The sequence below is a fragment of the Micromonospora jinlongensis genome (genome assembly GCF_013410645.1).
In the GTDB taxonomy this organism is placed as follows: domain Bacteria; phylum Actinomycetota; class Actinomycetes; order Mycobacteriales; family Micromonosporaceae; genus Micromonospora; species Micromonospora zamorensis.
In genome coordinates this window covers 4,166,448-4,191,934 of sequence record NZ_JACCHK010000001.1, presented here as the reverse complement: position 1 = coordinate 4,191,934, position 25,487 = coordinate 4,166,448, and the positions used below count along the sequence as shown (strand labels likewise).

Genomic DNA, 25,487 nt, shown 5'->3' with positions numbered 1-25,487 from the left:
GTCAGCTGTCTAGCGGACGCAGCAGCCCTGGCAGACCTTCGGTCGCGGCAGGGTGAAGGCGAGGCAGCAGGTGCGCCGCTGCACGCTCGGCTCGCCGGTCGGCCCCGGCACCAGCTCGATCAGGTCGGCCAGGTCGAGTGCGCCGAGCAGGGTGTCGATGCTCTGCACCGTGGAGCCGGGCAGGCCGTCGGCGGCCCGCAGGATGCCGTGTGCGATGCCGGAGGCGACCGAGCCGAGCAGCGTCCGGGTGCCCACCCGCACCTCTGACTGGATCGCCGTGATGAGCGGTGCCAGGTGGGCGTCGAGCAGGGAGGCGCGCAGTGCGCCCAGCAGCTCCGCCTCGTCGGCGACGACCCGCACCTCCGGCAGGCCGGCGAGCGCCAGTGGGTCGTTCGGCAGCACCGCCACGGTGATGCCACGGCGCAGGCCCATGGTGAGCAGCTGCCGGTGGTCCTCGAAGTGGATCAGCACGTCGGCCGGGTCGAGCAGCGGCACCCGCCGGGCGGAGGCCCAGCCGAGCACGACCGGCAGCGCCGTCCAGTAGCTGTACGACTTCCAGGCCAGCGCGGCGCAGGCGTGTGGGGTGCCACCCCAGCGGACGGCGGCGCCGTTCAGCAGCTCTGGCAGCCGACTGCCGTCGATCAGGGTGGTGGCGGGCGCCCAGCCGAGCTCGTCTTCGACCACCAGGCCCCGGGCGAGCCCGGGGAGATCATCGGTGCCGAACATGGCGCGGAGCGCCGCGGTGACGGGGGCGAGTGGCGTGGCGGTGGCGTCCCGCCTCGGCAGCACCGCTGTCACCTGAGGTCCCCCGTCCGCGTGACCGAGGCGCGAGCCTCGGCGGACGACCAGTGCCGTCCTGAGCTAAGGCTAGCCTAACCATGCCCTCTGGTCTAAGGGAAGCCTCACCTTGGTCAAGTCGGGAGGCCCAGGTCACGCCGATCTTCCGGCGGGAACAGCGCTCCGTGCCTCGCGTACTACCCGGCGTCAACACGGGGAAACGCTGCCGGAGGATCGACGTTTGTCGGTGGATTGTCAAGCAGTGTGTCGGCAAGGTGCCAGATGCGTGTGCGCTCGGGCACAGAACGTGAAACTTATAGCCCCGGCCACGAGGAAGCTGATGACGACCTCACCCCTCGAACGGGCTGCCGACTCCTTCGCGGCCGAGCTCGCCCGGCAACGGACTGGGCGAGGGCTGTCCAAGAAGCAACTGGCCGTCCTGATGGGGTTCGACCCGTCCTACGTGAGTCACGTCGAGGGGCGCCGGCACCGTCCGACCGAGGACTTCGCCCGCCGCGCCGAGGCCGTCCTGGAGGCCAGCGGCGCGATCTGGCAGCGCTTCCGGGAGTACGACGACCTGCGGCACGCCCGCGCCGGTCAACCACACCGGGAGCCGTACCTGCCCGGTCAGTGGCTGCCGCCGGGCACCGGCCTCGTCGTGGAGCGGGAACTCGCCTCCCTCACCCACACCGACGAGGGCTACCGGTGCGTGATCCACCGCGAGCTGTACAACGCCGGCACCGAACCCGTCACCCGGTACCTGGCCCGGGTCGCCGTCGACCGCTACCCGAACGACCCCGGCCGCTCCAACCGGCACCACCGGGAGCACCCGCTGACCTTCGCCGAGCTGCAACTACAGGCCCGCAGGGACGACGGCGGCGGCGACCCGGAGCCGATGCACTGGCGGGCCAAACACGATCGGGACGCGTTCAAGGAGATCTGGCTGCTCTTCGAGAACGGGGAGCGGCGTTTCCCGCTCTACCCGGGCGACCGGGCCACCATCGAGTACGCGTACAGCGTCGGGCACGAGAAGTGGGGCCCCTGGTTCCAACGCGCCGTCCGGCTGCCCACCCGGCAGCTCGCCGTACGCCTGGACCTGCCGGCGACCCTCGACCCGCAGGTCTGGGGGGTGGAAACCTCCCTCTCCGCGGAGGAGGGCCCGCTGCGGACGGCCCCGCAACGGCACGACGAGGGCGACCGGGCGATCTACGACTGGCAGACCGACGACCCACCGCTGAACGCCCGCTACCGGATGCAGTGGCGCTTCCGCGCCCGACCGGAGACCGAACCCGACAGCGGCCCCGGCGCCGCCCGCGTCCGGCCCAGCGACCGAATGCGTGGGCTCGGCATCGTGCAACGCGGCGCCGACCTGCTCCGCCAACGCGTCCGGCCGCTCGACCTGCCCGTCGATGAGCCGGTTGCCCGGGACCTGGTCGACCGGCTCGTCACGGCCCTGGCCCGGCTCGACGAGCTGCACCCGTTCAGCAAGGGGGTGGGCGTGGCCGCCCCGCAGCTCGGCATCGACCGGGCGGTGGCCGTGGTCCGGCCACCGGACCGGTCGGCGGAGCCGGTCGTGCTGCTCAACCCCCGGGTGGTCGACGCCGACCCGGACACCGACGAGCAGTACGAGGGCTGTCTTTCCTTCTTCGACTTCCGGGGTCTGGTGCCCCGGCCGCTCCGACTGGACGTGGAGCACGCCCAGTGGGACGGCAGCCGGGTCATCACCTCGTTCGAGTTCGGCATGGCCCGGCTGGTCGCCCACGAGATCGACCACCTGGAGGGGCGGCTCTACGTCGACCGGATGGCCCCCGGCGTGCCGTTGGTGCCGGTGGAGGAATACCGCGAGACCGGGCACCCCTGGCGCTACTGACCAGGAAGGGACCGGGGCGCGTGCCCCAGGGGGCAGGGGCACGCGCCCCGGTGTGGGGGGAGGAACGTCTAGAGGTCACCGAAGGTGTCGTAGCGGATCTGCGGAGGCGGAACGTCGTCCGCGGCGAGCACCCGCAGGGTGGACCGGACCATCCGGGCCGAGCCGGAGACGAAGCAGTCGTGCGTCGTCCACGGGCCGTAGCGGGCCACCACGTCCGCGATGTCGCCCTGCTCACCGTCGAAGTCCGGGTCCTCACTGCACGCCGGGGTGACCGACAACCACGGGTGTACGGCCACCAACTCCTGCAACCCGGCCAGGCCGTACAGGTCCGCCGCCTGCCGGGCGCCGTAGAAGACGTGCACCCAGCGGGTCCGGTTGTAGCTGGCCAGCTCCTCCACCAGGGCCTTGATCGGCGCCAGGCCGACCCCGCCGGCCACGCAGAGGATGTCCCGTTCCGACGAGCGGTCCAGGGTCATCGACCCCATCGGCGCCGCGAGGCGGAGCAGCTCACCCGGTCGCACCCGACGCACCAGCGCACCGGAAACCCAGCCGGCACCCGGCGACCGCACGTGGAACTCCAGCACGTTGTCGTCGTTCGGTGCGTTCGCCACCGAGTAGTTCCGCCACACCCGGGGGTGGTGGCGCGGCACCTCCAGGCTCACGTACTGACCAGCCTTCCAGCGCAGCGGATGCTGCAACGCCCGGCAGGTCAGCACGGCGGTGTCCGGGCCGTACCGCTGGTGGGTCAGCACCTCGGCGTGCCAGAACGGCGGGTCGTCGTCGGCCGCCGCCCCGGCCACCATCAGGGCGGCGATCGCGGCGTACGCCTCGCGCCACGCCTGGTCGTACTCCAGGTTCCAGCCGTCGCCGGCGGTGCTGCGCAGCGCGTCCAGCAAGGCGACTCCCATCGTCGCGTAGTGCCGGTCATCGACGTGGTACTTGCGGTGGTCGCGGCCCAGCGCCCGGAGGAACTCGTCGAAGCTCTCCGGGTCGTCGACCGTGTGGATCGCCGCGATGATCGCTTCCAGCAGGCGGTCGCCCTGGCCGGTCATCTGCACCGGGAAGAGTTGCCGCAGGGCGGGGTCGAGCAGGAACAACCGGGCGTAGAAGTGCCCGCTCAGCCGGACCCGGTCGTCCTCGACCAGGGTCCAGCTCTCCTTCAGCAACCGCGCGAGGTTGTCCACGGGGCGCTCCTTCTCCAGACGGCAGCGGATCGGGCGCCCATAGAATCTCCACGGAGAGTGTCGACTGGTCGCACAGAATGTGCGATCGGCTCATGCTGGCCGGTCGGCCGTGCTCCGGGTGCCGCCCGTCGGGCAGAGTGGTGCGGTGACCGTTGAGCTGACCCGCCCGGTATCCCGCCGACTGCTGGGCACCGAGACGCTGCTGGTCCTCGGCCTCTCCCTCGGCCAGTCAGCGGTCTACGCGGTGGTCTCGATCATCGCGAAGCTGACCGCCGAGGGTCCGCTCTCCAAGCAGACCGCCTCGCTGAACACCTCGGCGTCGACCCGACCCTGGCTGGACCTCACCTACCAGTTGCTCGGCATCGTCTTCGCGCTGCTTCCGGTGCTGCTCGCCGTACACCTGCTCACCCGGGACCCCGGCGACCCGGCGCGGGCCCTCGGCCTGGACGCGCGACGGCCCGGTCAGGACCTGGCCCGTGGTGCCGGCCTGGCGGCGCTGATCGGCCTGCCCGGGCTGGCCCTCTTCTGGGTGGCGGCCCAACTCGGCATCAACGCCACGCTGGTGCCGGCGGCACTGCCGCAGGTCTGGTGGACGGTCCCGGTGCTGATCCTCGCGGCCGTGCAGAACGCCGTGCTGGAGGAGGTGATCGTGGTCGGCTACCTGGTCACCAGGCTTCGCCAGCTCCAGTGGCGGCTCGCCGCGATCATCGCGGCCAGCGCCCTGCTGCGCGGCTCGTACCACCTCTACCAGGGCTTCGGCGCGTTCGTCGGCAATGCGGTGATGGGCGTGGTGTTCAGCCTCTTTTACCTGCGCACCCGGCGGGTGCTGCCGCTGATCATCGCGCACACAGTGCTCGACGTGGTCGCCTTCGTCGGCTACGCGCTGCTGCCCCGGGAGTGGTTCGACTGGCTCTGACGGCTCAGCGCCGGTCGGGCCGGTAGACGGCCACCGCTCGAGACGCGAGCCGGTCGGCCGCCGCCGCGTCACCCAGCGCTGCCGCCAGCACCGCCGCGCCCGGAAGCAGCCGGGCCACCAGCCGCAACGCCACCCAGCCACCGGCCTGCGCCGTGAGCGGGGCGGCCAGCCGCCAGGCGGCCTCCGCCGCCCGCGGCCAGGCCCCCTCGACCGGGTCGCCCGCCGCCTGCGCGGCGGCCAGGGCCACCTCCGCGCTCGCCGCGTCCGGGTGCACCTGCGTGAGGACCAGCAGCTCGACGGCCCGGTCGGGATGCGCCGGATCCCTGCCGTACGCCGCCGCCAGGTGCAGCACCAGGTTCGCGTGCGTCCACAGCACCGAGGTCAGCTCGGCCAGCGGCGCGAAGAACCCGGCCAGGGCCGCCGTCGCCCCACCCGCGCCCGCCGAGCGGACGAACCGCCGGGTGGCCAACCGGGCCAGGCCGTCCGCGGGCGCGTCCGGATAGCGGGCGCGCAACCGCGCCGCCCAATCGGCCGCGCCGGGCCCGAGCGCCCGCACGGCCGCCAGGGCCAACAACTCCGGCGCGAAGCCCGGGTGGTCGAGCACGCGCGCGGCGACCGCCCGCAGCTCCGATTCCGGGGTACGTGCCAGAGCGGGCTCGACCTGCTGCTCGGCGGAAGATGCCAGTGCCGTGTGCTGCTCGGCCACGGGCTCGGGGACGGCTTTCCTCGGCGTGGTGCTCTTACGGGGTGATGCCGTGCGTTTGGTGGGACTGGCGGCGCGCTTGCGCGGTGCCGGTGTGGTCGGGGTCACCTCGACGGTGGTCTCGGCTGCCTTCTTCGGGGCGGCCGTCTTCTTTGGGGCGGCCTTCCGAACGGGGGTGGTCTGGGCCTTGGGCTCGACGCGTGCTGCTTGTCGTGGTGGGTCGGCGTCCGCCGTGGCGGCCTGCGGGCTCGGCCGATCGCCGGTTGCCGGGCGTGGCTGCTCGGCGTTCACCAGGTGTGGCTGCTCGCCGGTTGCCGGGTCTGCCTGCTCGGCGTTTGCCGGGTCTGGCTGGCTGGTGCTCGCGTCGACGCTCGGGGGACTCGGTCGGTCGCCGTTCGCGTCGCCGGTCGGCGGCTGTGGCTGCTCGGCGCCCGCGTCGCTGGTCGGGGCGCGCCTGGCCTGGCGGGGCAGCGGCCGGTCCGGATCCGGTGGTTGGAACAGCACCGCCGGGGCGGGCTTCGCCCGGCGAGGGCGCTGGCTCGCCGGAGCGGCTGGCGGCGGTGCCGCCGTCTCTGCGGGCTGCTCGGCGGCAGTCGGCGGCGTGAAGGTGGCCCGCGGGGAGCGCCGACGCGCTCTTTCAGCAGGCTCTCGACGGGTCGGCTCGCTGGGCGGCTGCTCCTGCATATCGATGGAGCGTAGTCCCGATCACGCCGCCGCACAGCGGTGAAACACGAGGGCGGGCGGTCCCGGTGGGCGTACCCCGGAAGTCGTTTTGCTCCCGGTGGGTGCCGACCTGTATCCTCGGGCGCGGTGGTCTGCGGGCCACCAGGGAGACTTCGCCTAGTCTGGTCTATGGCGCCGCACTGCTAATGCGGTTGGGGTCTTAAAGCCCCTCCCGGGTTCGAATCCCGGAGTCTCCGCGCGAAAGTCAGGTGTGTACACTGGCTGAGCACGAGCGCCCGTAGCTCAATGGATAGAGCATCTGACTACGGATCAGAAGGTTAGGGGTTCGAGTCCCTTCGGGCGCACAAGATCAAGAGGGGCCTGGGCTGTGGAAACGCAGCTCAGGCCCTTTCTGCTGTCCGGCTTGTTCGGACGATGGGTGTCACGTGGGTGCCACTCGGGTGTCATCACGCTCCGTGACGGCGGGTTCTGTCGGGGTGTTTACCTGGGGTTCCTCATGCTTGACGGGTGCCTGAGGGTCGGAGTATTAGCCTCTGGTCGGGTTGCGGGCGGTTGCAGCGGCCGTTCTTGCGGATCTTCGCGCGGGTCTCGTTAGCGTTGTCGGTGGTCGCGCAGGACCCGGACGGTGCGTTTGTCCAGCAGGTCGATGTCGGTCCACCGCAGTCCGCACATCTCGCCGCGGCGGAGGCCGCGCAGCGCGGTGAGCCACCAGAACGCGAACAGCGAGTCGGTGACGTCGCCGAGGAAGGTGGCGAGCTGGTCGGCGGTCCACACCGCCACGGCCGGCCGGACGCCGGTGTGCTGCCACTGAGCCTTTCCAATCTGATCTTGCAACTCGCGACGGGCGCGGCAAACCCGGTGATCGATGAGTGCGAGGCTCCAGGTAGGACAGCTGTCGACCAAGACTCGAAGCCCCGACCGGGAGCCTCGCCATGCTGTCCTGCCCCGCCACGATTCCATTGTCCAGCCGCACCCTGAACCACCTCGCCGTACGCATCCGCAGCCACCGCAACCAGCGCCGATCCCGGTGGCGGCACCTCGAACCCGGCCAGCAGGCGCTGCTGACGCTGGCTCACCTCTGTATCGGCGACCCCTACACCCGGCTCGCGGCCGGCTTCGAGATCGGCGTCGCTACCGCCTGGCGGTACGTCCAGGAAGCGATAGCCCTGCTCAGCTCAGCAGCCGACGACCTGGACACCGCGATGCGACGCATCCGGCTGCTGGCTGTACACGATCCTGGACGGCACCCTGATCCCGATCGACCGGGTCGCGGACCAGAAGCCGTACTACTCCGGAAAACATAAGCACCACGGCGTGAACGTGCAGGTCATCGCCGATGCCGCTGCCGGCTGGTCTGGGCTTCACCAACGCTGCCCGGTTCGGTCCATGACCTGAGCCCAGCCCGAACCCACGGCATCATCAAGGCACTGACCAAGGCAGACGTGATGCCTTCCCCGACAAGGGCTACCAAGAGCCCGCGGCAGCGTCCGCACGCCGTTCAAGCGGCGCCGCTTCCGCCCAAAGCTGTCACGCCGGCAGAAGGCCGTGAACCGCACCCACCCGAAAATCCGCGCCCGCGGCGAACGCGTGATCGTCACCCTCAAGACCTGAAAGATCCTGAACAAGCTGGGCTGCTGCCCACGGCGAACGACCCCCATCGTGCAGGCCATCCTCGTTCTGCACCGCGTCGAAGCAACCGCTACCCAGGATGAAAAGGCTCATTCTGTTGAAAGAACCTGTCGACCGATGGCTCCACGTCTTTATCCCATGCTGTCCGCCATGGACGTTACGACCCTGTCATCCCGAACCGGGCTCTACGCCTCGCTGAGATCACCTCACTGACTGACATGCTGTATCTCACGATCGACGGTGGCACCATGCCTCGAATGCCATGCAAGGTGTCCGAATTGGCGTGGAAGGAGATTAAATGCACTCATATTTGAGCTGCGCAGGGATCTTCTCTTCCTGTGATCATCGGCTACAATCTTGCGCGCACGGGGGATAGCCGTGGTCGCTACGGCACGGGGGGAAATCGTGAGCACGTCTGTACGTCACAGCGGGAGTGTGTTCTCCCGCGGCAATCCTGCATACCCCAGGCGACCCGCTCCGAACCCGAGACTCAACCACCGCATTTCCGCGCCGAGCTATAACACGGTCGTCATCGTTCCGGCGCGGAATGAAGAGGCCGGAATCTTGCTCTCCCTCAAGTCGCTGCACAGGCAGACTCGGCGTCCGGATCTCATCGTCGTGGTGGTCAACAACTCGACCGACAACACCGAGCAATACGCCGCCGGGTACGCGGGTGACCCGAAGACCCCACCGACAGTCGTTCTCACGCTGAACAACAATCCGCACAAGAAAGCCGGCGCCCTCAACTACGCCATGGAGTGGCTGCGAGTGCGGGTGGGCGGTCGCTTGGACGCCGTCCGGCACGTCCTCGCCATGGACGCCGACACCGAACTGCATCCCAACTTCCTCGAGCGAGCCATCAACGTGATGGCCTCCGACCAGAAGATCGGTGGGGTCAGTGCCGCCTGCTTCGGCCGTACCGGCCTGTGGGGCAGCCTCTGGCAGCGATACCTGCTCGGCATGCAGATCCTTGAGTACGGCCGTGCGGCACACGCGCGGTATCGAACCAACGTCCACACCATGTCCGGCGCCGGGTCCTTCTACCGGGGTACCGCCTTGCAGTCCGTCATCGATCGGCGGGGTCAGGTCTTCTGGGAGGACCACCGCAACCTGGTCGAGGACTACGAGACCACTCTGGCGCTCAAGGAAGCTGGCTGGAAAGTGACAGCGAACGAGTTCTGCATCGCCTACACCGACCTCATGCCGACCCTGCGCGAACTGGTTGTCCAGCGCGAACGCTGGGCCCGCGGCACTGTCGACGCGCTCCGCCTGCGGGGGTGGAGCGAGTTCACCCGGCGCGCCATTGTCACCCTGTTCTTCAACTTCTTCGGCTTCGCGTGCTTCCTGATCTGGGGGTCGGCGTACTGGACCTCGCTCGCCGGAGGTAATTTCCAGCACTGGCCGGCCATCTTGCTCCTGACTGCTTTCTGGGCCGTTTATTCGGCAGTGGCGGTCCGTCAGCTCGGATGGAAAGCGATGCTCGTCCAAGCGTTGCTGATTCCGAGCATGCTGTACACCATGCTCAACATTTACTGGTCCATCTCCTCCGTCCTGAAGTCGTATTTCACTCCTGTTCCCGCGTGGAAATAGGGGCGGTCCGGGGATGAATTCGCTCAAGGGTGCGGGTGCCATCGGGTTGCTCGGCTTGATTGCCGTTGCGATCAAATTCGCGGCCGACGTTCCTTATCTTGTATTCGTCGTGACGGCCATGCTGATGGTTTCTGCAATGTTCGTCTACCTTGCGTCACGCAAGCGTAACCGTCAGGATTTGGAAGTCGCCGAGTTGTCCGGCATTACGCGGATGCTCGGATTGGACGGAATCGCCAAAGCGAGGCGGGGGCGTGGCGCGCGACGACGTGGCGGGTCGGTGTTCGTGCCGGCGCTGCTCGTCGTTCTTCTCGTCGCCGGAGTAGGTCTCACCGGGTGGAACCTCGTGCGCCCCGAGTTCGAAGGGGCGGATCCCGATGCCGCGTCCGTGGACGGTCCGCTCCCCGGCCAGCCCTCGACGAAAACCAAGAAGCTCCCCGGGCATCCGGACGATACCTTCTTCGACAACTTCCATTACCGCGCCCACGACGACCCCGCGCTCGCCGCGAACGGGTGGCAGGTTCGCACAGAGGGCGGTGGTCCCGGTATCGCCGACTCCTGGACCGCCGACACGCTCAGCTTCCCCGTCGACAAGAGCGCCAAGGGTGGCAAGGCTCTTCAGTTGCAGGCCTCGACGGACGGTACTAAAGCGGGCACGCGCCAGACCGAACTCTTCACCACGGAAAGCGGCTTTTTCCGAGGTACGGTCGCGGCCCGCGTGTTCTTCACCGACAAGCCAGTGACCGGGCGCGATGGAGACCATCTCAACCAGGCGTTCTGTACCATCTCGCCCTTGCATGACTCGGCCAACTACAGCGAGCTCGACTTCGAGTATCAGCCGAACGGGGGCTGGGGTGCCGTCGGGTCCAAGATCGACATGGTCAGCTGGCGCAGCTCGACGCCGGGCGACCGGGCGACGGACGACTACAAGGGAAGCCTCGCCGGTTGGCGCACCCTGATGATCACCGTCACGGACCAGAAGGTCACCTACTCGATTGACGGACGCACGCTGTTCACCAGCACAGGCAAGAGCGTCCCACGCGAATCGATGCGGATCATGCTCAACACCTGGTTCATCGATCTGCCCTTCAAGGGCCGCCGCACCTACAACATGCGGGTCAACTGGGTCTACGCGAAAGCGAACCAGGTGATGTCGGTGGCTCAGGTGCGGAAGGACGTCGACCAGTTTTACACCAAGGGCGACAACCACATAGACACCCTGGCACCGAGCTGAGCTCCCTCGGCAACCTGGCCGGCATCCGCGAAGAACATCCTGGCTCGGCCCGGGCGGCCCTGGATCACATCTTCGACCCTTACCTGGCCGTCGAGCACCGTGACCATCCCGAAATCGGCCGCGCGTCCGCCGCGTTGGTCACGGACGTCGGACGTGAAGGCGTCGCGGCCCAATCCGAGTACCAGCACGGGCTCGAGGGCTTCTTCAGTGTCATCACAGAGATGGTGCTTGAGAACGCCAGTCAGTCCGGCACTCACCTGGATGCCGAACAGGCCCGCGAGCAGGCCATTGCTCTGTTCAGCCAGACGGTCGGCGCGCTCGTCGTCTCGCGAGCGGTCGTCAGGTCCTCCCCCGCCCTGGCGGACGAGATCCTCAAGGCGAACAACTCTCGGCTCAAGCAGGCTTGAACGGCCTCTCAGTCGGTGCGCCCGCGAGAGGATCAGAGGCCAGCAGGTGCGTGCTGCGGACGTCATCGTCTCCTCCGCGTCAGAGCGGGTGCGCCACACGCGGTCGACGAGGCTCACGTCGATCTCGGTGTCGCGATGCTCGAACCGCAACGCCATGGCCTTCTCCGTCTTCAATCTGCCGAGGTTCCCTCCTGAGGCTAGCGACGTCGACAATCAGCACCGACAACCTTCAGAAGCGCAAGAAGTACGACCGGAGTTCCGTGGGGGGACCGGTCCGAATCGTCGAGGAGACGGGAAGCCGGTCGCGGCTTGGACCAGAAGATCATAAAAATCGTCGAACGGTACGGGCAGGGGCGTTCCGCTGTCTGCATCACCATCGGCAGCGTTATCTATGGCGCTTCCGTTGGTGCTCGGATGCTGACCGATCTGCTCACCTGTTGGTGTTGAGACGGACGATGGCACCGTTGAGGGCGGTGGCGAAGAGCGTCCACGCGGCGTACGGGGCCAGTGCGACGGCCGCAACGCGGTCGGTTTGCGAGGCGCGGCGAAGCAGCACGAAGTTGGAGGCGTTGAGCGCGGCGATTTCGGCCAGCGCGACGGCGGGCCTGTGGGCCTTGAAGAACAGCGCGCTCCACCCGAAGTTGAGGGCCAGGTTGAGTGCGTATGCGCGGGTGAACGCGGCACGGTCGGCTTCGCTGGTGCGGTCCAGCACACGGGCACCGGCCACTGCGATCAACGCGTAGAGCGGCGTCCAGGCCAGCGGGAACGCAACGGGTGGGGGTTGCCAGGTCGGCTTGCGGAGCCGCTGGTACCAGCGCGAGGAAGCGTCGGTGACCGTCGCTCCTGCGGCGGCCGTCACGGTGACCGCCGCTGCGGTCTTGACCAGGGTTGGTAGTCGCATGATGTTCAGCTACCCGGCCTGCGACGGATCAACCGCGCCCGGTTACCGACGCGACGTCCGACTGGCGCCGCCGTCTCGATGCCGACGCCCGCTACGGTCCGGCAGCCAATCGGTGTTCTCGCGGGCTGACACCTCGGTTGCGTTTGAAGGCTGTGCTCAGGGCGAAGGAACTGCCGTAGCCGACGTGCCGGGCGACGGCGCCGACTGTGGCTCCCGGCTCACGGAGCAGGTCGGCTGCCAGGGCCAGCCGCCATTCGGTGAGGTACGACATGGGCGGTTCGCCGACGAGCGCGGTGAAGCGGCGGGCCAGCGCCGCCCGGGAGACCCCCGTCTTGGCGGCCAGCGAGGCGACGGTCCAGGGTTGGGCCGGGTTGTTGTGGAGCATCTGTAGAGCCCGGCCGACGATCGGATCACTGTGCGCTCTGTACCAGCCGGGGGCTTTGGCCGCAGGTCGGGCGAACCACTCGCGCAGCGCGGCGATGAGCAGCAGGTCGAGCAACCGGTCGAGGACCGCTTCCTGCCCCGGGTCGTCCTTGACGATCTCGGCGGCCAGCAGCGGGACCAACGGGGAGTCCCAGGAGTGGCCCGCGACCACCAGCAGCGGTGGCAGTGCGCTCAGGAGTCGCTGGCTGACCTCGCCCCGCATCGTGTAGGTGCCGGTGAGCAGCATTGTCGGGCCGTCCGGGCCGTTGCCCCAGGTGCGTACGCCCAGCTCCATCATCTCGGGCAGCTCCTGCCCGTCCGGGGTCGTGCAGAGCTGGCCCGGATGAATGATGACCTGCGGCGCCGTGGCCGGGTCGTCGGCGACCGTGTACGGGTCGGGGCCGCGAATGATCGCCAGGTCGCCGGGACCGAGGTGTACGGCGGCACTCTCGTCGGCAAGGACCCAGGCGTCACCCTGGACCATGGCCACCAGGGTGAGCGGCGCCTGGTCCTCGATCCGCATCGACCAGGGCGGGGTCAGGACCGAGCGGAGGAGGAACGCGCCCTGGGCTCGGGGTCCGTTGAGGAGGCTGGCGACTGCGTCCATGTAGACGATTACACACAGAGTCGCGAGCTTTGGCTATCCACAGTCTCACGCCGCTGCATTTCAATGATCCCTATGACGAAGGAACGAGAGCGGAAGACGGTCCTGGTGCTCGGCGGAACCGGCAAGACCGGCCGCCGCATCGTCGAGCGGCTGCAGGGGAGCGGAATGCCTGTTCGGGTGGGCTCCCGCTCCGCTGCGGAGCCGTTCGACTGGGCGGACCGGGCGACCTGGGCACCGGTGCTTCAGGGGGTCGGATCGGTGTATGTGTCCTACTACCCGGACCTGGCGGTGCCGGGTGCGCCCGAGTCGGTCGGGGCGTTCACTGAGCTTGCGGTGGCGTCCGGCGTCTCCCGGCTGGTGCTGCTGTCCGGTCGCGGTGAGGACGAGGCACGGGCCAGCGAGAGACTCGTCCAGTCGGCCGGGGTCGAGTGGACGATCCTGCGGTCCAGTTGGTTCAGCCAGAACTTCAGCGAGGACTATCTGCTGGAGCCGGTGCTGGGCGGCGAGGTCGTCCTGCCGGTGGGGAACGTGCCCGAGCCGTTCGTGGACGTCGACGACATCGCCGAGGTGGCCGTGGCGGCCTTGATCGAGGACGGGCACGCGGGGCAGGTCTACGAGCTGACCGGTCCCCGGCTGCTCACCTTCGCTGAGGCGATCGCCGAGATCTCCACAGCGACGGGCCGCCGTATCGATTTCGTCCAGGTGCCCCCCGACGACTACGCGGCGGCGCTCACCGCGGAGGGCACGCCGCCCGGGGTCGTGGAGCTGCTGATGTACCTGTTCACGACCGTGCTGGACGGGCGCAACTCCCATCTGGGCGACGGGGTCCAGCGCGCCCTGGGTCGAGCGCCCCGCGACTTCGCCGACTACGCCACCGACACCGCCGCCACCGGCATCTGGGACAAGGGACAGACATCATGAGAGTTGCGCAGCAGGTGTCGCTGATCGCCGCCACCATCACCAGTGGACTCATGGCAGGGCTGTTCGCCGCCTTCGCCTACGCGGTCATGCCCGCACTCAGGTCGGCTGACGACCAGACGTTCGTGGACACGATGCAGCGGATCAACGTGGCCATCGTCAACGGCTGGTTCATGCTGAGCTTCCTGGGCGCACTGGTGTTCGCCGCACTCTCGGCTCTCCTGGCCTGGCGGGGAGACGGCCGCCCGGCGCTGCCGTGGATCATCGTCGGGCTCACCCTGTACCTGGCGATGTTCGTCATCACCACCGCCGTCAACGTCCCGCTCAACGACAAGCTGGCGTCGGCCGGCGATCCCGGCCACATCGCTGATCTAGCAGCCGTACGTGAGCACTTCGAATCGAGCTGGGTCACCTGGAACATCGTCCGCGCGCTGGCCAGCACGGCCGCCTTCGGCTGCCTCTCCTGGGCTCTGGTTGTCTATGGGCGCGCCACCGGAGGTTAGGGGTTCGAGTCCCACCTACGGGTGGAGTTCGAGGGTGAGCAGCGGCTCGGCGAAGACGGGCGCCGGCGAGTCGGGGTCCGCGGCGACGGCCTCCTCCAACCGGCGGAAGCCGGCCTCCAGGTCGTCGGGGCTGAGCTGCGCGAAGAACGAGAGGGTACGCAGGCGCAGCCGTTCGAGCATGTCGCCGTAGGTGCCGGAGGACGGCTCGGTGACCGTGTCGAAGCTGGCGACGCGCCAGCCGAGGGACGTGAACGTCGCGATGACCTCGTGTAGTGGCTGAAACAGGGCGGCGTCCGCCTCGTACCCGTTGGGGAAGTGCGCCAGCCACCACGGTCGGGGATGGTGGTCGCTGAAGTTCGCCCGCAGCAGCAGCCGGCCGCCGGGCCTGATCACCCTGGTCAGCTCCCGGGCTGCCCGGGGCTTGTCCTGGACGTGGTGCCAGGACAGGAACATCAGGGCGTAGTCGACACTGTCGGACGGCACCGGCAGGTCCTCGGCGGCGCCGGCCAGATACCGCACGTCGGGGTGCTGGGGTTGCGCCTGTGCGACCTCGCGCATCCGGACCGATGGCTCGACCCCGGTGACCGGCCCGAACGCCTCCGCCAGCGCGGGTGTGAACCTGCCGGTCCCCGAGCCGACGTCGAGCCCCGTGAGCGGACGCCGGTCGGGCAGCACCGCTTCGAAGGCTCTGATCCATTCGCGCAGTTGCGGCTGGGCGAGCGCCCGGCCTCGCGCGTAGTCCTGGTGCTGCTCCGTGTCGTAGTCGATCGACCTCATCGCGCCTCCCGAATCAAACGGGCGACCGGAGAGCGCCGCCTCGATATATCAAGCCGATACATCGGGACGATATTCGACGCCCCCTCACCGCACAAGGTGTCTCTGCGCCTGGAGCCCGGCCGCGCGCGGCTTACGCGCTACCGGTAACCGGGTGTTCGGGCAGGCGTCACCGAGCCGAGCCCAGGCGACAGTCGAGGGCTTCGGGTGGTGTTCTGAATCCTGATGCGGGTCTGGCCGTTCCGGCCGGCCGCGCTGAGGCGGTCGCTCTGCGGACGTTCCGCCTCATGGGCAGCCGTCGATGTTAACGCGCACGAGCTGCCTCGCTCAAGGGTCCGGGTGGCGCCTGGGCCGGACGGAGGGGGCGGTGCCTGCGGAAGGTGATCACGTCCGAGGACCACCGTGCGCCATCGACCGATGTTCCCAGCAAGTTACGACTTGACGAACGCCATGTTATCGCTCACAGTCGATGCTTAAGGACGACGACACCTCTGGCTTACCGGGCGAGCCTGCCTCGTCGACCTCGAATCAGGCGTGCGCCAGGGCATGCAGACGTCTTGTTAGCGCTAACTACTACGACGCATGTGCCCGGCCACGCGTCGCGGTGCGCCCATCTTCGGGCAGGCCGCTCGGCTCTTGGTCATTGAAGGAGGATCATGTCTGCCCTTGATAGGTCTCCATCGATCGCGCCGCCGGCGCGGCGGCGATGGTGGTTGCCCCGAGTTCTCGCTGCTGGCGCGATGGCGGTGATGGTCGGCGGTGTCGCCGCGGCAGTGGTGTCGTCACCCGCCGCCGCGGCGACGGTCGACACGACCGCGTGGTACGTGTTGGTCAACCGCAACAGTGGCAAGGCCCTGGACGTGTACAATCTGGCCACGAATGACGGTGCCCGGATCACCCAGTGGGCCCGCAACAACGGCAACCAGCAGCAGTGGCAGTTCGTCGACTCCGGCGGCGGCTACTACCGGCTGAAGTCCCGGCTTTCCGGCAAGGTGCTGGACGTCTACAACTTCTCGACCGCCAACGGCGCCAACATCGTGCAGTGGAGCGATGGCAACGGCACCAACCAGCAGTTCCGGTTGGCCGACTCGGACAGCGGCTACGTTCGGTTGATCAACCGCAACAGCAACAAGGTGGTGGAGGTGCAGGGCGCCTCGACCGCTGACGGCGGCAACATCGTGCAGTACGACGACTGGAACGGCGCGAACCAGCAGTGGCAGCTCGTCCGCGTCGATGGTGGCGGCAACCCCACCACGCCGCCGCCGACGACCCCGCCGCCGGGCGGCACGTGCGACCTTCCCTCGACGTATCGGTGGTCCTCCACCGGGGTGTTGGCCAACCCGAGGTCGGGTTGGGTGTCGCTGAAGGACTTCACCGTCGCCCCCTACAACGGTCAGCAACTGGTCTACGCCACCACGCACGACTTCGGGTCCAGCTGGGGTTCGATGAACTTCGGCCTCTTCTCGAACTACTCGCAGATGGCCTCGGCCAGTCAGAACGCGATGAACTCGGGGACTGTGGCGCCGTCGTTGTTCTACTTCGCGCCGAAGAACATCTGGGTGCTCGCCTACCAGTGGGGTGGGCCGGCGTTCTCCTACCGGACCTCGACCGACCCGACCAACCCGAACGGTTGGTCATCGCCGCAGACGCTGTTCACCGGAAGCATCACCGGCTCGGGCACCGGTCCGATCGATCAGACTCTCATCGGCGACGGTACGAACATGTACCTGTTCTTCGCCGGGGACAACGGCAAGATCTACCGTGCCAGCATGCCGATCGGGAACTTCCCGGGCAGCTTCGGCAGCAGCTACACGACCATCATGAGTGACACCACGAACAACCTGTTCGAGGCCCCGCAGGTCTACAAACTCCAGGGCCTGAACAAGTACCTCATGATCGTCGAGGCGATCGGCTCGCAGGGCCGCTACTTCCGCTCGTTCACGGCCACCAGCCTCGGTGGTTCGTGGACGCCGCAGGCCGCCAGCGAGAGCAACCCCTTCGCCGGCAAGGCCAACAGCGGCGCCACCTGGACCAACGACATCAGCCACGGTGAGCTGCTGCGGACCAGTGCCGACCAGACGATGACCGTCAACGCCTGCAACCTGCAACTGCTCTACCAGGGCCGTTCCCCCAGCTCCAACGGCGTCGACTACGGCCTGCTGCCGTACCGGCCGGGCCTGCTGACCCTGCAGCGCTGACGGCGGGCCTGGCGACCCTGCAACGCTGATCCGTGAAAGGCGGGCCCGCGACGGACATTTCGTCGCGGGCCCGTTCACGAGAAAAGGCCTGTTGGGCGCTGCACCGCACACGGTCGGCACCCCCGGCGGATTAGCGGGCGTGGATAGAATCGGCTCGTGGCTCGTGAATACGACACCCAGCTCATCGAGTCGGTCGCGGTCCGCCGCGCCCGGATGCGTGAGCTGCTGCTGTGGGGCCGGCAGCGTCGGGTCCGTGCCACGGGTGACGGGTTCAGGTGGCTGCGGATCGGGCTCGTGTTGGCGGCCGTGGCCTGCGCCGGGTGTGTGGGCTGGTCCTTCCTCAAGGACGTCATCGCCGATCAGCAGAAAGCCCGCAACCCTCCGACGGTCCAGTCGGAGGGCACGCGATGACCCAGGCGCAGACGCCCACCGCCGCAGGCCAGCTCAGCCGGGTGACCCTGGCCGGCGCCCGCCGACGCATCGACCTGGTGCTGCCGGCCGACGAACCGCTCGGCCTCCTCCTGCCCGAGATCGTCGCCATGGTCGGTCACCGACCGATGGACGATTCGCGGGGATACCAGATCAGCACCCTCGACGGCACGGTGCTCGATCCGGCCGGCAGTCTGCGACAGGCGGCCGTCCCGGACGGCGCGATGCTACGGGTCGACCCGATCTCCGAGGCACCGCCGGCGGCGATCGTGCACGACGTCGCCGACGAGGTCGGTGACGACCTTTCCCGGCGGTACGGCCGCTGGGGCGTTGCCGCCCGGATGTGGACGGCCACCGCCGTGTGCCTGCTCGCCGCCACGATGGCGGCCGTGCTCGCCGCCCCGCGACTCGGGGCCGCGCTGGTGAGCGCGATCGGCGGGGTGATCGCGCTGTCCGGTCTCCTCGTCGGGCTGACGGCCAAGCGGGCCGTCGGGATGGCGGTGCTGCTCAGCGGTGCCGCGATGGTGATGAGCATGGTGCCCGGGTTGACGAACGGGCAGACCTTGCGCTGGGCGCTCTGGGCTGTCGGCGTCGGCTGCGTCGTGCTCGCCGTGGGCGCGGTGACCGGCAACCGTCGCGCCGGCGTCCTCGGTGGCGGCACGGTGCTGGCCCTGGTGGCTGGTTGGGGCGTACCACTGGCGCTCGACATGCCCGCCGAGCGTGTCGCGGCGGTGCTGGCGATCGTGTCCGTCGGAATGCTGGGGCTGCTGCCCCGGATCGCGATGATCGCGTCCGGGCTCACCCGCCTCGACGACCGGCGGAGCAACGACGAGCTGGTGAGTCGCGTGACGGTGGAGGCCGCTGTCGACTCCGCGCACCGCGGGCTGGCCGTGGCCGCCGTCGCGACGGCGACGTCGGCGACGCTCGGCGGTCTCGTCCTGGCGGCCACGGCGGGCCCGTGGGCGCTGGTGCTGGCGGCCCTGGTGGCCAGCGCTCTGCTGCTGCGGATGCGGGCGTTCCCGCTGGCCGTCGAGGTGGTGGGGCTGGTGACCGGCGCTCTGGTGATCGTGGGCGGCCTGCTGACGCGCTGGGTGCGGGACACGCCCGACGCGTGGTGGGGTCCGGCGCTCGCGGCGCTGGCCGTCTGCGCGGTGGCCCTCGTGATCCTGGCGTACCGGCCGCCACCGCACGCGCTGGCCCGAGCCCGGCAGTACGCCGACCGCGCCGAGGCGCTGACCGTGATGGCACTGGTGCCCGTGGCGGTCGGGGTGTTCGGGCTCTACTCGCGACTTCTCACCACGTTCTGATTGAGGCGGTGGCATGAGCGCTCCACCGGTGCCCGGCCCGACCCATTCCGGGGGACACGGACCGTACCCACCACAGCGGCGGGTGCAGGAAAGCTCGACCACCCCCGCTGCCGCTCCTCGGCAGCCGGCGTCGGCACCACAGGCACCGCCGCAGCCCGCGCAGGCACCCCGACCGGCACCGACGCCCCGGGCACCCGGCGAGCCGGCGGGGTCGGAGCCGAACGACCTGTCGATCGTCCGGCGGATCCGTGCCGGCGATCCGCCACTGCGGCGAATGTGGCGCAGCGCCAGCCGAATGTTCACCAGCAGCCGGGCGACCCGGGCGCTCGCCGACCTCGCCGCCGAGGTGCAGGTGCCGGTGCACACCGGCCGGCGGATCGCGGTGGCCTCCGTGCACGGTGGGGCAGGAAAGACCACGGTGGCGGCGGTGCTGGCATCGGTCTTCGCGGCGCGCCGGTCCGATCCGGTGCTCGCCGCCGACGCCGACCCGTACGAGGGCTCGCTGACCTGGCGGCTCGGCGTGCCGAGCGAACCGCCCCTGGACCGGCTGGCACCCGACCTGATCGCGGCCCGGGGCGGTGATCTCCGCGCGCTCGAACCGTTCCTTCCGCGCACCGGCACCGGCCTGTGGGTGTTGCCGAGCGGCACCGCGAACCCGACCCTGTGCAGCGAGGTGACGCGGTCACTGTCGCGCCTCTTCGCTGTCGCCGTCATCGACTGCCCACCTGGCCTGGAGTCGCGGACCTCGGCGGCGGCCATGTCCGACGCGCACTCGGTGGTGCTCGTCGCCGCGGCGACGCCGGACGGGGTCCGGGCCACCTACCAGGCACTGCGGCGGATCATCGACAGCGGGTACGGGTCGTGGCTGGCACGTGTGGTGGTCGTCCTGAACGCCAGCAACCCCGACGGCCGAGCCGCCCTCGTCGACGACGCCGCGCGTGAGCTGATCGAGCAGACAGCCGTACCGGTGGTGGTGTTGCCCTACGACCGTCACCTGGCGGCCGGCGCGCTCATCACGCCGTCACGGATCGGTGAGGCCACGCTCGTCGAGGCGACCCGCGCGGCCGCGTTCGCCCTGGCTGCGGCCAGGCGGATGTAAGCGGAGGACGCCCGATGTCGACGCGCATGGTGCACCGACCCACCCGAATGGCCCGCCCCGCGTCCACCATGGAACCACTCGTGCTGGACGCACCACCGCAGCTGCCCGACGGCCGATCCGCGGTGGGGCTCCAGGCGCTGCTGCCGATGGCCGGCGCGGGGGTGGCGATGAGCATGATGATGTTCATGCGCGGCTCCGGCTTCGCGGCGTTGGGTGCGGTGGTCATGGTCGTCGCGCTGGCCGCCGCCGGGGCGATGTACCTCACCCAGCTCGGCAAGGCCGGTCGGCAGCGTCGGGTCCAGCGTGAGCGGTACCAGGACTACCTGGAAGAGCTACGCGAGCAACTGCGCGAGGACGAGCAGCGCCTCCAGGAGCAGGCGACAGTGCTCGACCCGCCGGTCAGCCGACTGCTCGACGTCGTCCGCAGCCCGGCGCGGCTGTGGGAGCGCCGCCGCGCCGACATCGATTTCCTGCGGGTACGGGTCGGCATGGGCGCGCTGCCCGTCCGGCCGATCCAACTGCGCGAGCAGAGCACACCGACCAACCCGCTCGACCCGTTCATGCGCCACGAGGCCCACTCGCTGATGCGCCGCTTCGAACTGACGCCGGGGCTGCCGCTGCGGGTCGACCTGGACTGCGCCGGCGATGTCAGCGTGATCTCACCGGACCACCAGGAGGTGGTGGCCCTCGCCAGCGCCATCCTCGTCCAGGTCGCCGCGTTCCACGCCCCCGACGACGTGACGCTCGCGATCGTCACCACCCCGGAGCGGGCGGTGACCTGGCAGTGGGCACGCTGGCTGCCGCACCTGCTCGACCGGGCCTCGATCGGCCCGAGTGGCCCGACCCCGCTGCTGGTCACCGCCCCCGAGACGCTCGCCGAACTGCTCGCCGTCGACCTGGAGGAGCGGGCCACCAACGCGCTCAAGTCCTTCCGCCACAACGCCGGGCGCGCCGAAGCCCGTACGCGGTCGAGGTTGCTGGTCATCGACGACGCCCACGGCGAGGTCGCACGTGGGTTGGCGAGCCCCGACCAGTTCGTGGGCCTCGGGAGCCTCGGTGTCACCGTCGTGCACCTGCTCGCCGACCGGCTGCACGAGCCCGGCGACATCTCCCGCCGGATCACCATCGACGGCAGCTCACTCGTCCTGGAAGACCTCACCGCGTCGCCGCCGATGACCGTGACCGGCACGGTCGACGAGGTGCCGGTGCCGCTTGTCGAGGGCCTCGCCCGGGGGATCGCGCCACTGCGGCTGTCGGCCGACTCCTACGACGACGGCACGGGCACCCCTCCGGCGGACTTCCAGGATCTGCTGGGGCTGTCCGATCCCACGAACCTGGACCTCGCCGCGCTGTGGCGGCCGCGGGGCGAGCGCGACTTCCTGCGCGTACCGATCGGGGTCGACCCGGTGGGACGCCCGGTGCTGCTCGACCTCAAGGAGTCCGCGCAGCTCGGGATGGGCCCGCACGGGTTGTGCGTCGGTGCCACCGGGTCGGGCAAGAGCGAGCTGTTGCGGACGCTCGTGCTCGCCCTGGCGGCGAGCCACCCGCCCGACCGGTTGGCGATGGTGCTCGTCGACTACAAGGGTGGCGCGACCTTCGCACCGTTCGCCGAGATGCCGCACGTCTCCGGGCTGATCACCAACCTGGTCGCCGACGCCGCGCTGGTGGAACGGATGTACACCAGCCTCGACGGCGAGGTGCAGCGCCGCCAGCAGTTGCTCGCCGACGCGGGCAAGGTCACCGACATCGTCGAGTACCACCTGCTCCGCGCGGTGCAGGGCGAACGCAGCACCCTTCCCCCGCTGCCGCATCTGCTCGTGCTCATCGACGAGTTCGGCGAGTTGCTCGCCGCCAAGTCGGAGTTCATCGACCTGTTCCTCCGGATCGGGCGGATCGGCCGGTCCATCGGGGTGCACCTGCTGCTGTCCAGCCAGCGGGTCGAGCAGGGCAAGATGCGCGGCCTGGAAAATTACCTGGCCTACCGCCTCGGGCTGCGCACGCTCACCGAGATGGAGTCGCGCACCGTTCTCGACACGGTCGACGCGTTCCAGTTGCCGCCGTTGCCCGGCAACGGGTACCTGAAGGTCGACGTCTCGATCTACCAGCGATTCAAGGCCGCCTACGTGTCCGGCCCGTTGACCGACGGCGCCGATGCGGAGCTCGCCCCGATCGTCGGCCCGTTGGCGAAGCCGATGCCGGTGTTCGGCACCGTCCGCCGGGACACCGATGACGGCATACCCGAGGAGCCGAAGGCGACCAGACGCACCACCGGCCCGACGCTGCTGTCGACAGTGGTGGAGCAGATGTCGATGAGCGACCAGCGTGTCCAGGCGATCTGGCTGCCGCCGCTGCCGCCCGCGCTCACCCTCGACCAGGCAGCAGGTGGGATCCGCAGCACCCCCGAAGGGCTCCGCCTGGACATCGCCGAGCAGGCCGCCACCGGGCTGCCGGTGCCCCTGGGCCGCCTCGACGACCCGGCCCGCCAGTGGCAGGGCCCCTGGCTGATCGACCTGGCCGTGGGCGGGGGCAACGCCCTCGTGCTCGGTGGGCCCGGCACCGGCAAGACGACCGCGCTGCGCACCCTGGCGCTGGGTCTGGCCACCACCTACCGTCCGACCGACGTCGGGATCTACGGCATCGACCTGCTGGGTAACGGGTTGGCCGGCCTGGCCGAGCTGCCCCACGTCGGGGGCGTCGCCAGTCGGGAGGACCGCGAGCGCATTCGCCGCACCGTCGACGAGGTGCACGCCATGCTCGCGCAACGTCAGCGCGTCTACACCCAGCACCAGTTCGACACGATCAACGACCTGCGTGCCGCCGACGAGCGCGTACGCGCGGAGGTCGGCTGCGTCGACGTGGTGCTGTTGATCGACGGGTACGGCCAGCTCAACGCCGAGTTCGAGAGCCTCGAACCCAAGGTGCACGACCTTCTCGCCCGGGGCGGCCGCTACGGCATCCATGTGATCGGCACCGCCCGGCGGTGGAACGAGGTGCGCGCCGCGCAGCAGGTGGCCTTCGCCAACCGGATCGAGCTGCGGCTCACCGAGCCCGCCGAGTCCAGCATTGACGGCAGGCTGGCCCGGGGCATCCCGGCGGACCAGGCCGGTCGGGCGCTGACCAGCGGCAAGCTGTTCGCCCAGGTCGCCCTTCCGCGCCTGGACGGCCAGCCCGACCCGTCGAACGCCGGCCTGGTCGCGGCCGTGCAGTCGGTACGAGGATCGTGGTCGGGGCCCGTGCCGCCACCCGTCCGGGTGCTGCCCGCGGTGCTGCCGGTGGCCGACCTTGCCGGCACGCCGGCCGGGCACGGGGTGGTGCCGTTCGGTCGGTTCGAGAGCGACTTCACCCCTGCCGTCCTCGACCTCTTCGGCCGCGACCAGCACCTCCTCGTCCTCGGCGATCCCCGGACCGGCAAGACGAACCTGCTGCGGCTCGTGGCCGAGGAGCTGATGGGGCAGTACACCTCCGACGAGCTGGTGTTCGCCGTGTTCGATCCGCGTCGAGGGCTCGCCGACGTGGTGCCGGAGTCCTACCTTGGTGGGTACGCCACCAACGCGACACTCGCCCAGCAGTTGTCTGCGGCGGTGTGCAAGGAACTGGCGAAGAGGCAGCCGTCCGAGGCGGCACGTCCACGGATCGTGCTGCTCATCGACGACTACGACATCCTCGCCGCGTCGGCCAGCCAACCGCTCGGCGCGTTCGTCCCGTACGTGGCGGCCGGGCGCGACACCGGGCTGCACGTCGTGATGACCCGCCGGGTGGCCGGCGCCTCACGTGGCCTGTTCGAGCCGTTCCCGCTGGCCGTGCGCGAAGCCGGCTGCCTGGGCCTGCTCATGTCCGGTGACCGGACGGAGGGGCAACTGTTCACGGGCGTACGGCCGATGGTCCTACCGGTGGGGCGCGGGCAGCTCATCCGCCCGGGGCAACCCCCACGCATGACCCAGACCGCGTACCTCGGCGAGACCAAGGAGCACTGATGACGTACGACACGGTGGCCCTGTGCCGCGCCGAGCCCGACGCTGCCGCGACGCTCGGCGCCCTGCTCGCGGTCGGGTCCGACCTCAAGATGGACACTGTCGACTCGGCCGGGCTGATGCAGTTGTTCGACCCCGGCGACGGGCGGCTGCTGCTGACCGTCGAGACCGCGCGACTGGTACAGGTGCCAGGGGAGGCGGAGCGGCTGCTCGGGGTCACGCTCGACGACTCCTTCGGCGGCCGCGTCTGGTGGGTGGAGAGCCGGGCGCCCGACGACGACCCGCAGGCCGCCGAGGTGACCCGCCGTTTCACCGCCGCGCTCGTATCGATAACGGGAGGGCTGACATGGGCGGACCGATGACGGGGACGACCGACACGATCAGCGACAAGGCCGTCGTCCTGCACCAGCACCGTAGGGTGGTCGGCCTGTCGCCCTGGCTCGCCGAAGCCGCTGTCGACGCGGTCCGCAACGGGCTGATGCTCCAGTTGGTCACTCCGGCCGACGGCTTCATCACGTACCCGGTCGAGGTGATGCTCGCGCAGGCACAGGGGCAGTGGGTGGTGCGCGCCGGCGACCAGTACCGCGACGGGCTCACCGGCCTGCCGCTTCAGTGGGACGGCCACCGCTTCTCGTCGGCCAACGGCTCCCAGGGCGCCGGCGCGCTGCCGGCCTCCGAACCGTGGACCGGCGGCCTGGAGATCCAGATCGTCACGCTGCACCCGGCCACCGAGGCCCTGGACCTCGGCGCCAGCACCGAGGCCGCCGTGCGCGCTCTCACCGGCAACGACCCGGTCGGGTGGGGCGTCGCCGAGCCGGTGACCGATCCGTGGTCGCGCCGCGACCTCACGTCGTTCTGTCGTACGCGCGCACCGGCACCGACCAGCGTGGTGATCGTCGGCGGCGACAACCGGTCGGCGCTGCTCGGTGTCCTCACTGTCGAGCGGGTCGACGTCGGCGTTCGCGAACAACTCCGGCTGGCCGGCCCCCCACTGTCGACGGTTGACGAGGCGACGATCGAGGCGCTCGCCGAGAAGCTGGCGCCGACCGTCCGCAGCATGATCGTGGCCGTGCACCCGGGCCGGTCCGGCGGAGTACGGTCCAGCACGCCGAGCCTTCCCGCGCTGCCGTGGGGCATCCTGGTCGGACGTCAGGAACAGGCGCTCGACTCCGAGCCCGAGGTCGTCCCGGGCCGGGCGCTCGGCCGGGGCGCGCGGCGATCCTGGTGGTACAGAGTGGACAGCGGCCCGGGCGCCCCGTACGAGAACCTCGCGGCAGTGCTGCGCAGGTACGGCCTGCGTACCGACCGCCAAGGCACCGGCTGAGGGATCCACGAGCCGTTGCGCCCGGGCCGGCGTCAGCGGCAG

At 69.8% G+C, this 25,487-nt stretch carries 21 protein-coding genes, 2 tRNA genes and 1 pseudogene; 16 read left to right on the top strand and 8 right to left on the bottom strand.

The annotated features are described in order from the left end of the window. Window positions 1–9 precede the first annotated feature (9 nt). The gene (locus HNR22_RS18545; protein ID WP_179783613.1) at window positions 10–786 is read right to left on the bottom strand and encodes a hypothetical protein; all 777 of its coding nucleotides are present in this window, start codon (window positions 784–786) and stop codon (window positions 10–12) included. 331 nt (window positions 787–1,117) lie between these two features. Here HNR22_RS18545 and HNR22_RS18540 point away from each other — a divergent pair, with 331 nt between their 5' ends. Then, window positions 1,118–2,647: a peptide deformylase gene (locus HNR22_RS18540; RefSeq protein WP_179781413.1), complete on the top strand. Its 1,530-nt coding sequence runs from the start codon at window positions 1,118–1,120 to the stop codon at window positions 2,645–2,647. A 68-nt stretch (window positions 2,648–2,715) separates the two neighbouring features. Here HNR22_RS18540 and HNR22_RS18535 read toward each other — a convergent pair whose 3' ends face one another. After that, window positions 2,716–3,831 carry a globin domain-containing protein gene (locus tag HNR22_RS18535; protein ID WP_179781412.1) on the bottom strand — a complete coding sequence of 372 codons (1,116 nt, stop codon included), beginning with the start codon at window positions 3,829–3,831 and terminating at the stop codon, window positions 2,716–2,718. 145 nt (window positions 3,832–3,976) lie between these two features. On the opposite strand from HNR22_RS18535, the gene HNR22_RS18530 reads away from it, so the two are divergent. Next, complete coding sequence (locus HNR22_RS18530) at window positions 3,977–4,747, top strand: CPBP family glutamic-type intramembrane protease (RefSeq protein ID WP_179781411.1); 771 nt, start codon at window positions 3,977–3,979, stop codon at window positions 4,745–4,747. A gap of 4 nt (window positions 4,748–4,751) precedes the next feature. On the opposite strand, the gene HNR22_RS31685 is transcribed toward HNR22_RS18530, so the two are convergent. Then, a complete protein-coding gene (locus tag HNR22_RS31685; RefSeq protein ID WP_179781410.1) occupies window positions 4,752–6,134 on the bottom strand; it encodes a hypothetical protein in 1,383 nt (460 codons plus the stop codon). 145 nt (window positions 6,135–6,279) lie between these two features. On the opposite strand from HNR22_RS31685, the gene HNR22_RS18520 reads away from it, so the two are divergent. Next, window positions 6,280–6,370, top strand: a tRNA-Ser gene (locus HNR22_RS18520). 35 nt (window positions 6,371–6,405) lie between these two features. Then, window positions 6,406–6,478, top strand: a tRNA-Arg gene (locus HNR22_RS18515). A gap of 247 nt (window positions 6,479–6,725) precedes the next feature. Here the strand turns inward: HNR22_RS18515 and HNR22_RS31880 are convergent. Continuing rightward, entirely contained in the window at window positions 6,726–6,968 is a 243-nt protein-coding gene (locus tag HNR22_RS31880) for a site-specific integrase (RefSeq protein WP_343059868.1), read from the bottom strand. A gap of 98 nt (window positions 6,969–7,066) precedes the next feature. On the opposite strand from HNR22_RS31880, the pseudogene HNR22_RS18505 reads away from it, so the two are divergent. The 3 genes and pseudogenes from HNR22_RS18505 to HNR22_RS18495 all read left to right on the top strand — a co-directional run bounded on the left by HNR22_RS18505 (window position 7,067) and on the right by HNR22_RS18495 (window position 10,584). Beyond that, window positions 7,067–7,846: pseudogene (locus HNR22_RS18505) on the top strand (transposase family protein). A gap of 322 nt (window positions 7,847–8,168) precedes the next feature. Next, window positions 8,169–9,353 (top strand): glycosyltransferase, encoded by a 1,185-nt coding sequence (locus tag HNR22_RS18500; protein ID WP_179781409.1) that lies wholly within the window; start codon window positions 8,169–8,171, stop codon window positions 9,351–9,353. Between the two features lie 13 nt (window positions 9,354–9,366). Next, the gene (locus HNR22_RS18495) at window positions 9,367–10,584 is read left to right on the top strand and encodes a glycoside hydrolase family 16 protein (protein WP_179781408.1); all 1,218 of its coding nucleotides are present in this window, start codon (window positions 9,367–9,369) and stop codon (window positions 10,582–10,584) included. Here HNR22_RS18495 and HNR22_RS31405 read toward each other — a convergent pair. The 3 genes from HNR22_RS31405 to HNR22_RS18480 all read right to left on the bottom strand — a co-directional run bounded on the left by HNR22_RS31405 (window position 10,539) and on the right by HNR22_RS18480 (window position 12,922). Beyond that, window positions 10,539–11,147, bottom strand: coding sequence for a hypothetical protein (locus tag HNR22_RS31405; protein ID WP_246380930.1), 609 nt, complete (start codon window positions 11,145–11,147; stop codon window positions 10,539–10,541). The two genes, HNR22_RS18495 and HNR22_RS31405, sit on opposite strands and share 46 nt — an antisense overlap. A 274-nt stretch (window positions 11,148–11,421) precedes the next feature. After that, window positions 11,422–11,892, bottom strand: a complete 471-nt coding sequence (locus HNR22_RS18485; protein ID WP_179781407.1) for a TspO/MBR family protein — start codon at window positions 11,890–11,892, stop codon at window positions 11,422–11,424. A gap of 91 nt (window positions 11,893–11,983) precedes the next feature. Continuing rightward, complete coding sequence (locus HNR22_RS18480; protein ID WP_179781406.1) at window positions 11,984–12,922, bottom strand: AraC family transcriptional regulator; 939 nt, start codon at window positions 12,920–12,922, stop codon at window positions 11,984–11,986. 72 nt (window positions 12,923–12,994) lie between these two features. Between HNR22_RS18480 and HNR22_RS18475 the strand changes: the two genes are divergently transcribed. Both HNR22_RS18475 and HNR22_RS18470 read left to right on the top strand, forming a co-directional pair. Continuing rightward, window positions 12,995–13,843, top strand: coding sequence for a Rossmann-fold NAD(P)-binding domain-containing protein (locus HNR22_RS18475; RefSeq protein WP_179781405.1), 849 nt, complete (start codon window positions 12,995–12,997; stop codon window positions 13,841–13,843). Then, entirely contained in the window at window positions 13,840–14,343 is a 504-nt protein-coding gene (locus HNR22_RS18470) for an anthrone oxygenase family protein (RefSeq protein WP_179781404.1), read from the top strand. The genes HNR22_RS18475 and HNR22_RS18470 overlap by 4 nt, the downstream gene beginning before the upstream one ends. Window positions 14,344–14,358: 15 nt before the next feature. Here the strand turns inward: HNR22_RS18470 and HNR22_RS18465 are convergent, their stop codons facing one another. Further along, entirely contained in the window at window positions 14,359–15,120 is a 762-nt protein-coding gene (locus tag HNR22_RS18465; protein ID WP_179781403.1) for a class I SAM-dependent methyltransferase, read from the bottom strand. 653 nt (window positions 15,121–15,773) lie between these two features. Here HNR22_RS18465 and HNR22_RS18460 point away from each other — a divergent pair. From HNR22_RS18460 to HNR22_RS18430, 7 genes are all read left to right on the top strand, one after another. Beyond that, entirely contained in the window at window positions 15,774–17,315 is a 1,542-nt protein-coding gene (locus tag HNR22_RS18460) for a non-reducing end alpha-L-arabinofuranosidase family hydrolase (RefSeq protein WP_179781402.1), read from the top strand. Window positions 17,316–17,471: 156 nt separating this feature from the next. Beyond that, the gene (locus tag HNR22_RS18455; protein WP_088950666.1) at window positions 17,472–17,726 is read left to right on the top strand and encodes a hypothetical protein; all 255 of its coding nucleotides are present in this window, start codon (window positions 17,472–17,474) and stop codon (window positions 17,724–17,726) included. After that, window positions 17,723–19,051 carry a type VII secretion integral membrane protein EccD gene (eccD, locus tag HNR22_RS18450; protein ID WP_179781401.1) on the top strand — a complete coding sequence of 443 codons (1,329 nt, stop codon included), beginning with the start codon at window positions 17,723–17,725 and terminating at the stop codon, window positions 19,049–19,051. The genes HNR22_RS18455 and eccD overlap by 4 nt, the downstream gene beginning before the upstream one ends. Before the next feature lie 295 nt (window positions 19,052–19,346). Continuing rightward, a complete protein-coding gene (locus HNR22_RS18445) occupies window positions 19,347–20,150 on the top strand; it encodes a MinD/ParA family ATP-binding protein (protein WP_218906498.1) in 804 nt (267 codons plus the stop codon). Window positions 20,151–20,164: 14 nt separating this feature from the next. Next, window positions 20,165–24,124, top strand: a complete 3,960-nt coding sequence (gene eccCa / locus HNR22_RS18440; RefSeq protein WP_179781400.1) for a type VII secretion protein EccCa — start codon at window positions 20,165–20,167, stop codon at window positions 24,122–24,124. Continuing rightward, a complete protein-coding gene (locus HNR22_RS18435) occupies window positions 24,124–24,483 on the top strand; it encodes a hypothetical protein (RefSeq protein ID WP_179781399.1) in 360 nt (119 codons plus the stop codon). Before eccCa ends, HNR22_RS18435 begins: the two co-directional genes overlap by 1 nt. Next, window positions 24,480–25,445 carry a DUF6177 family protein gene (locus HNR22_RS18430; RefSeq protein WP_218906495.1) on the top strand — a complete coding sequence of 322 codons (966 nt, stop codon included), beginning with the start codon at window positions 24,480–24,482 and terminating at the stop codon, window positions 25,443–25,445. The genes HNR22_RS18435 and HNR22_RS18430 overlap by 4 nt, the downstream gene beginning before the upstream one ends. Window positions 25,446–25,487 lie beyond the last annotated feature (42 nt).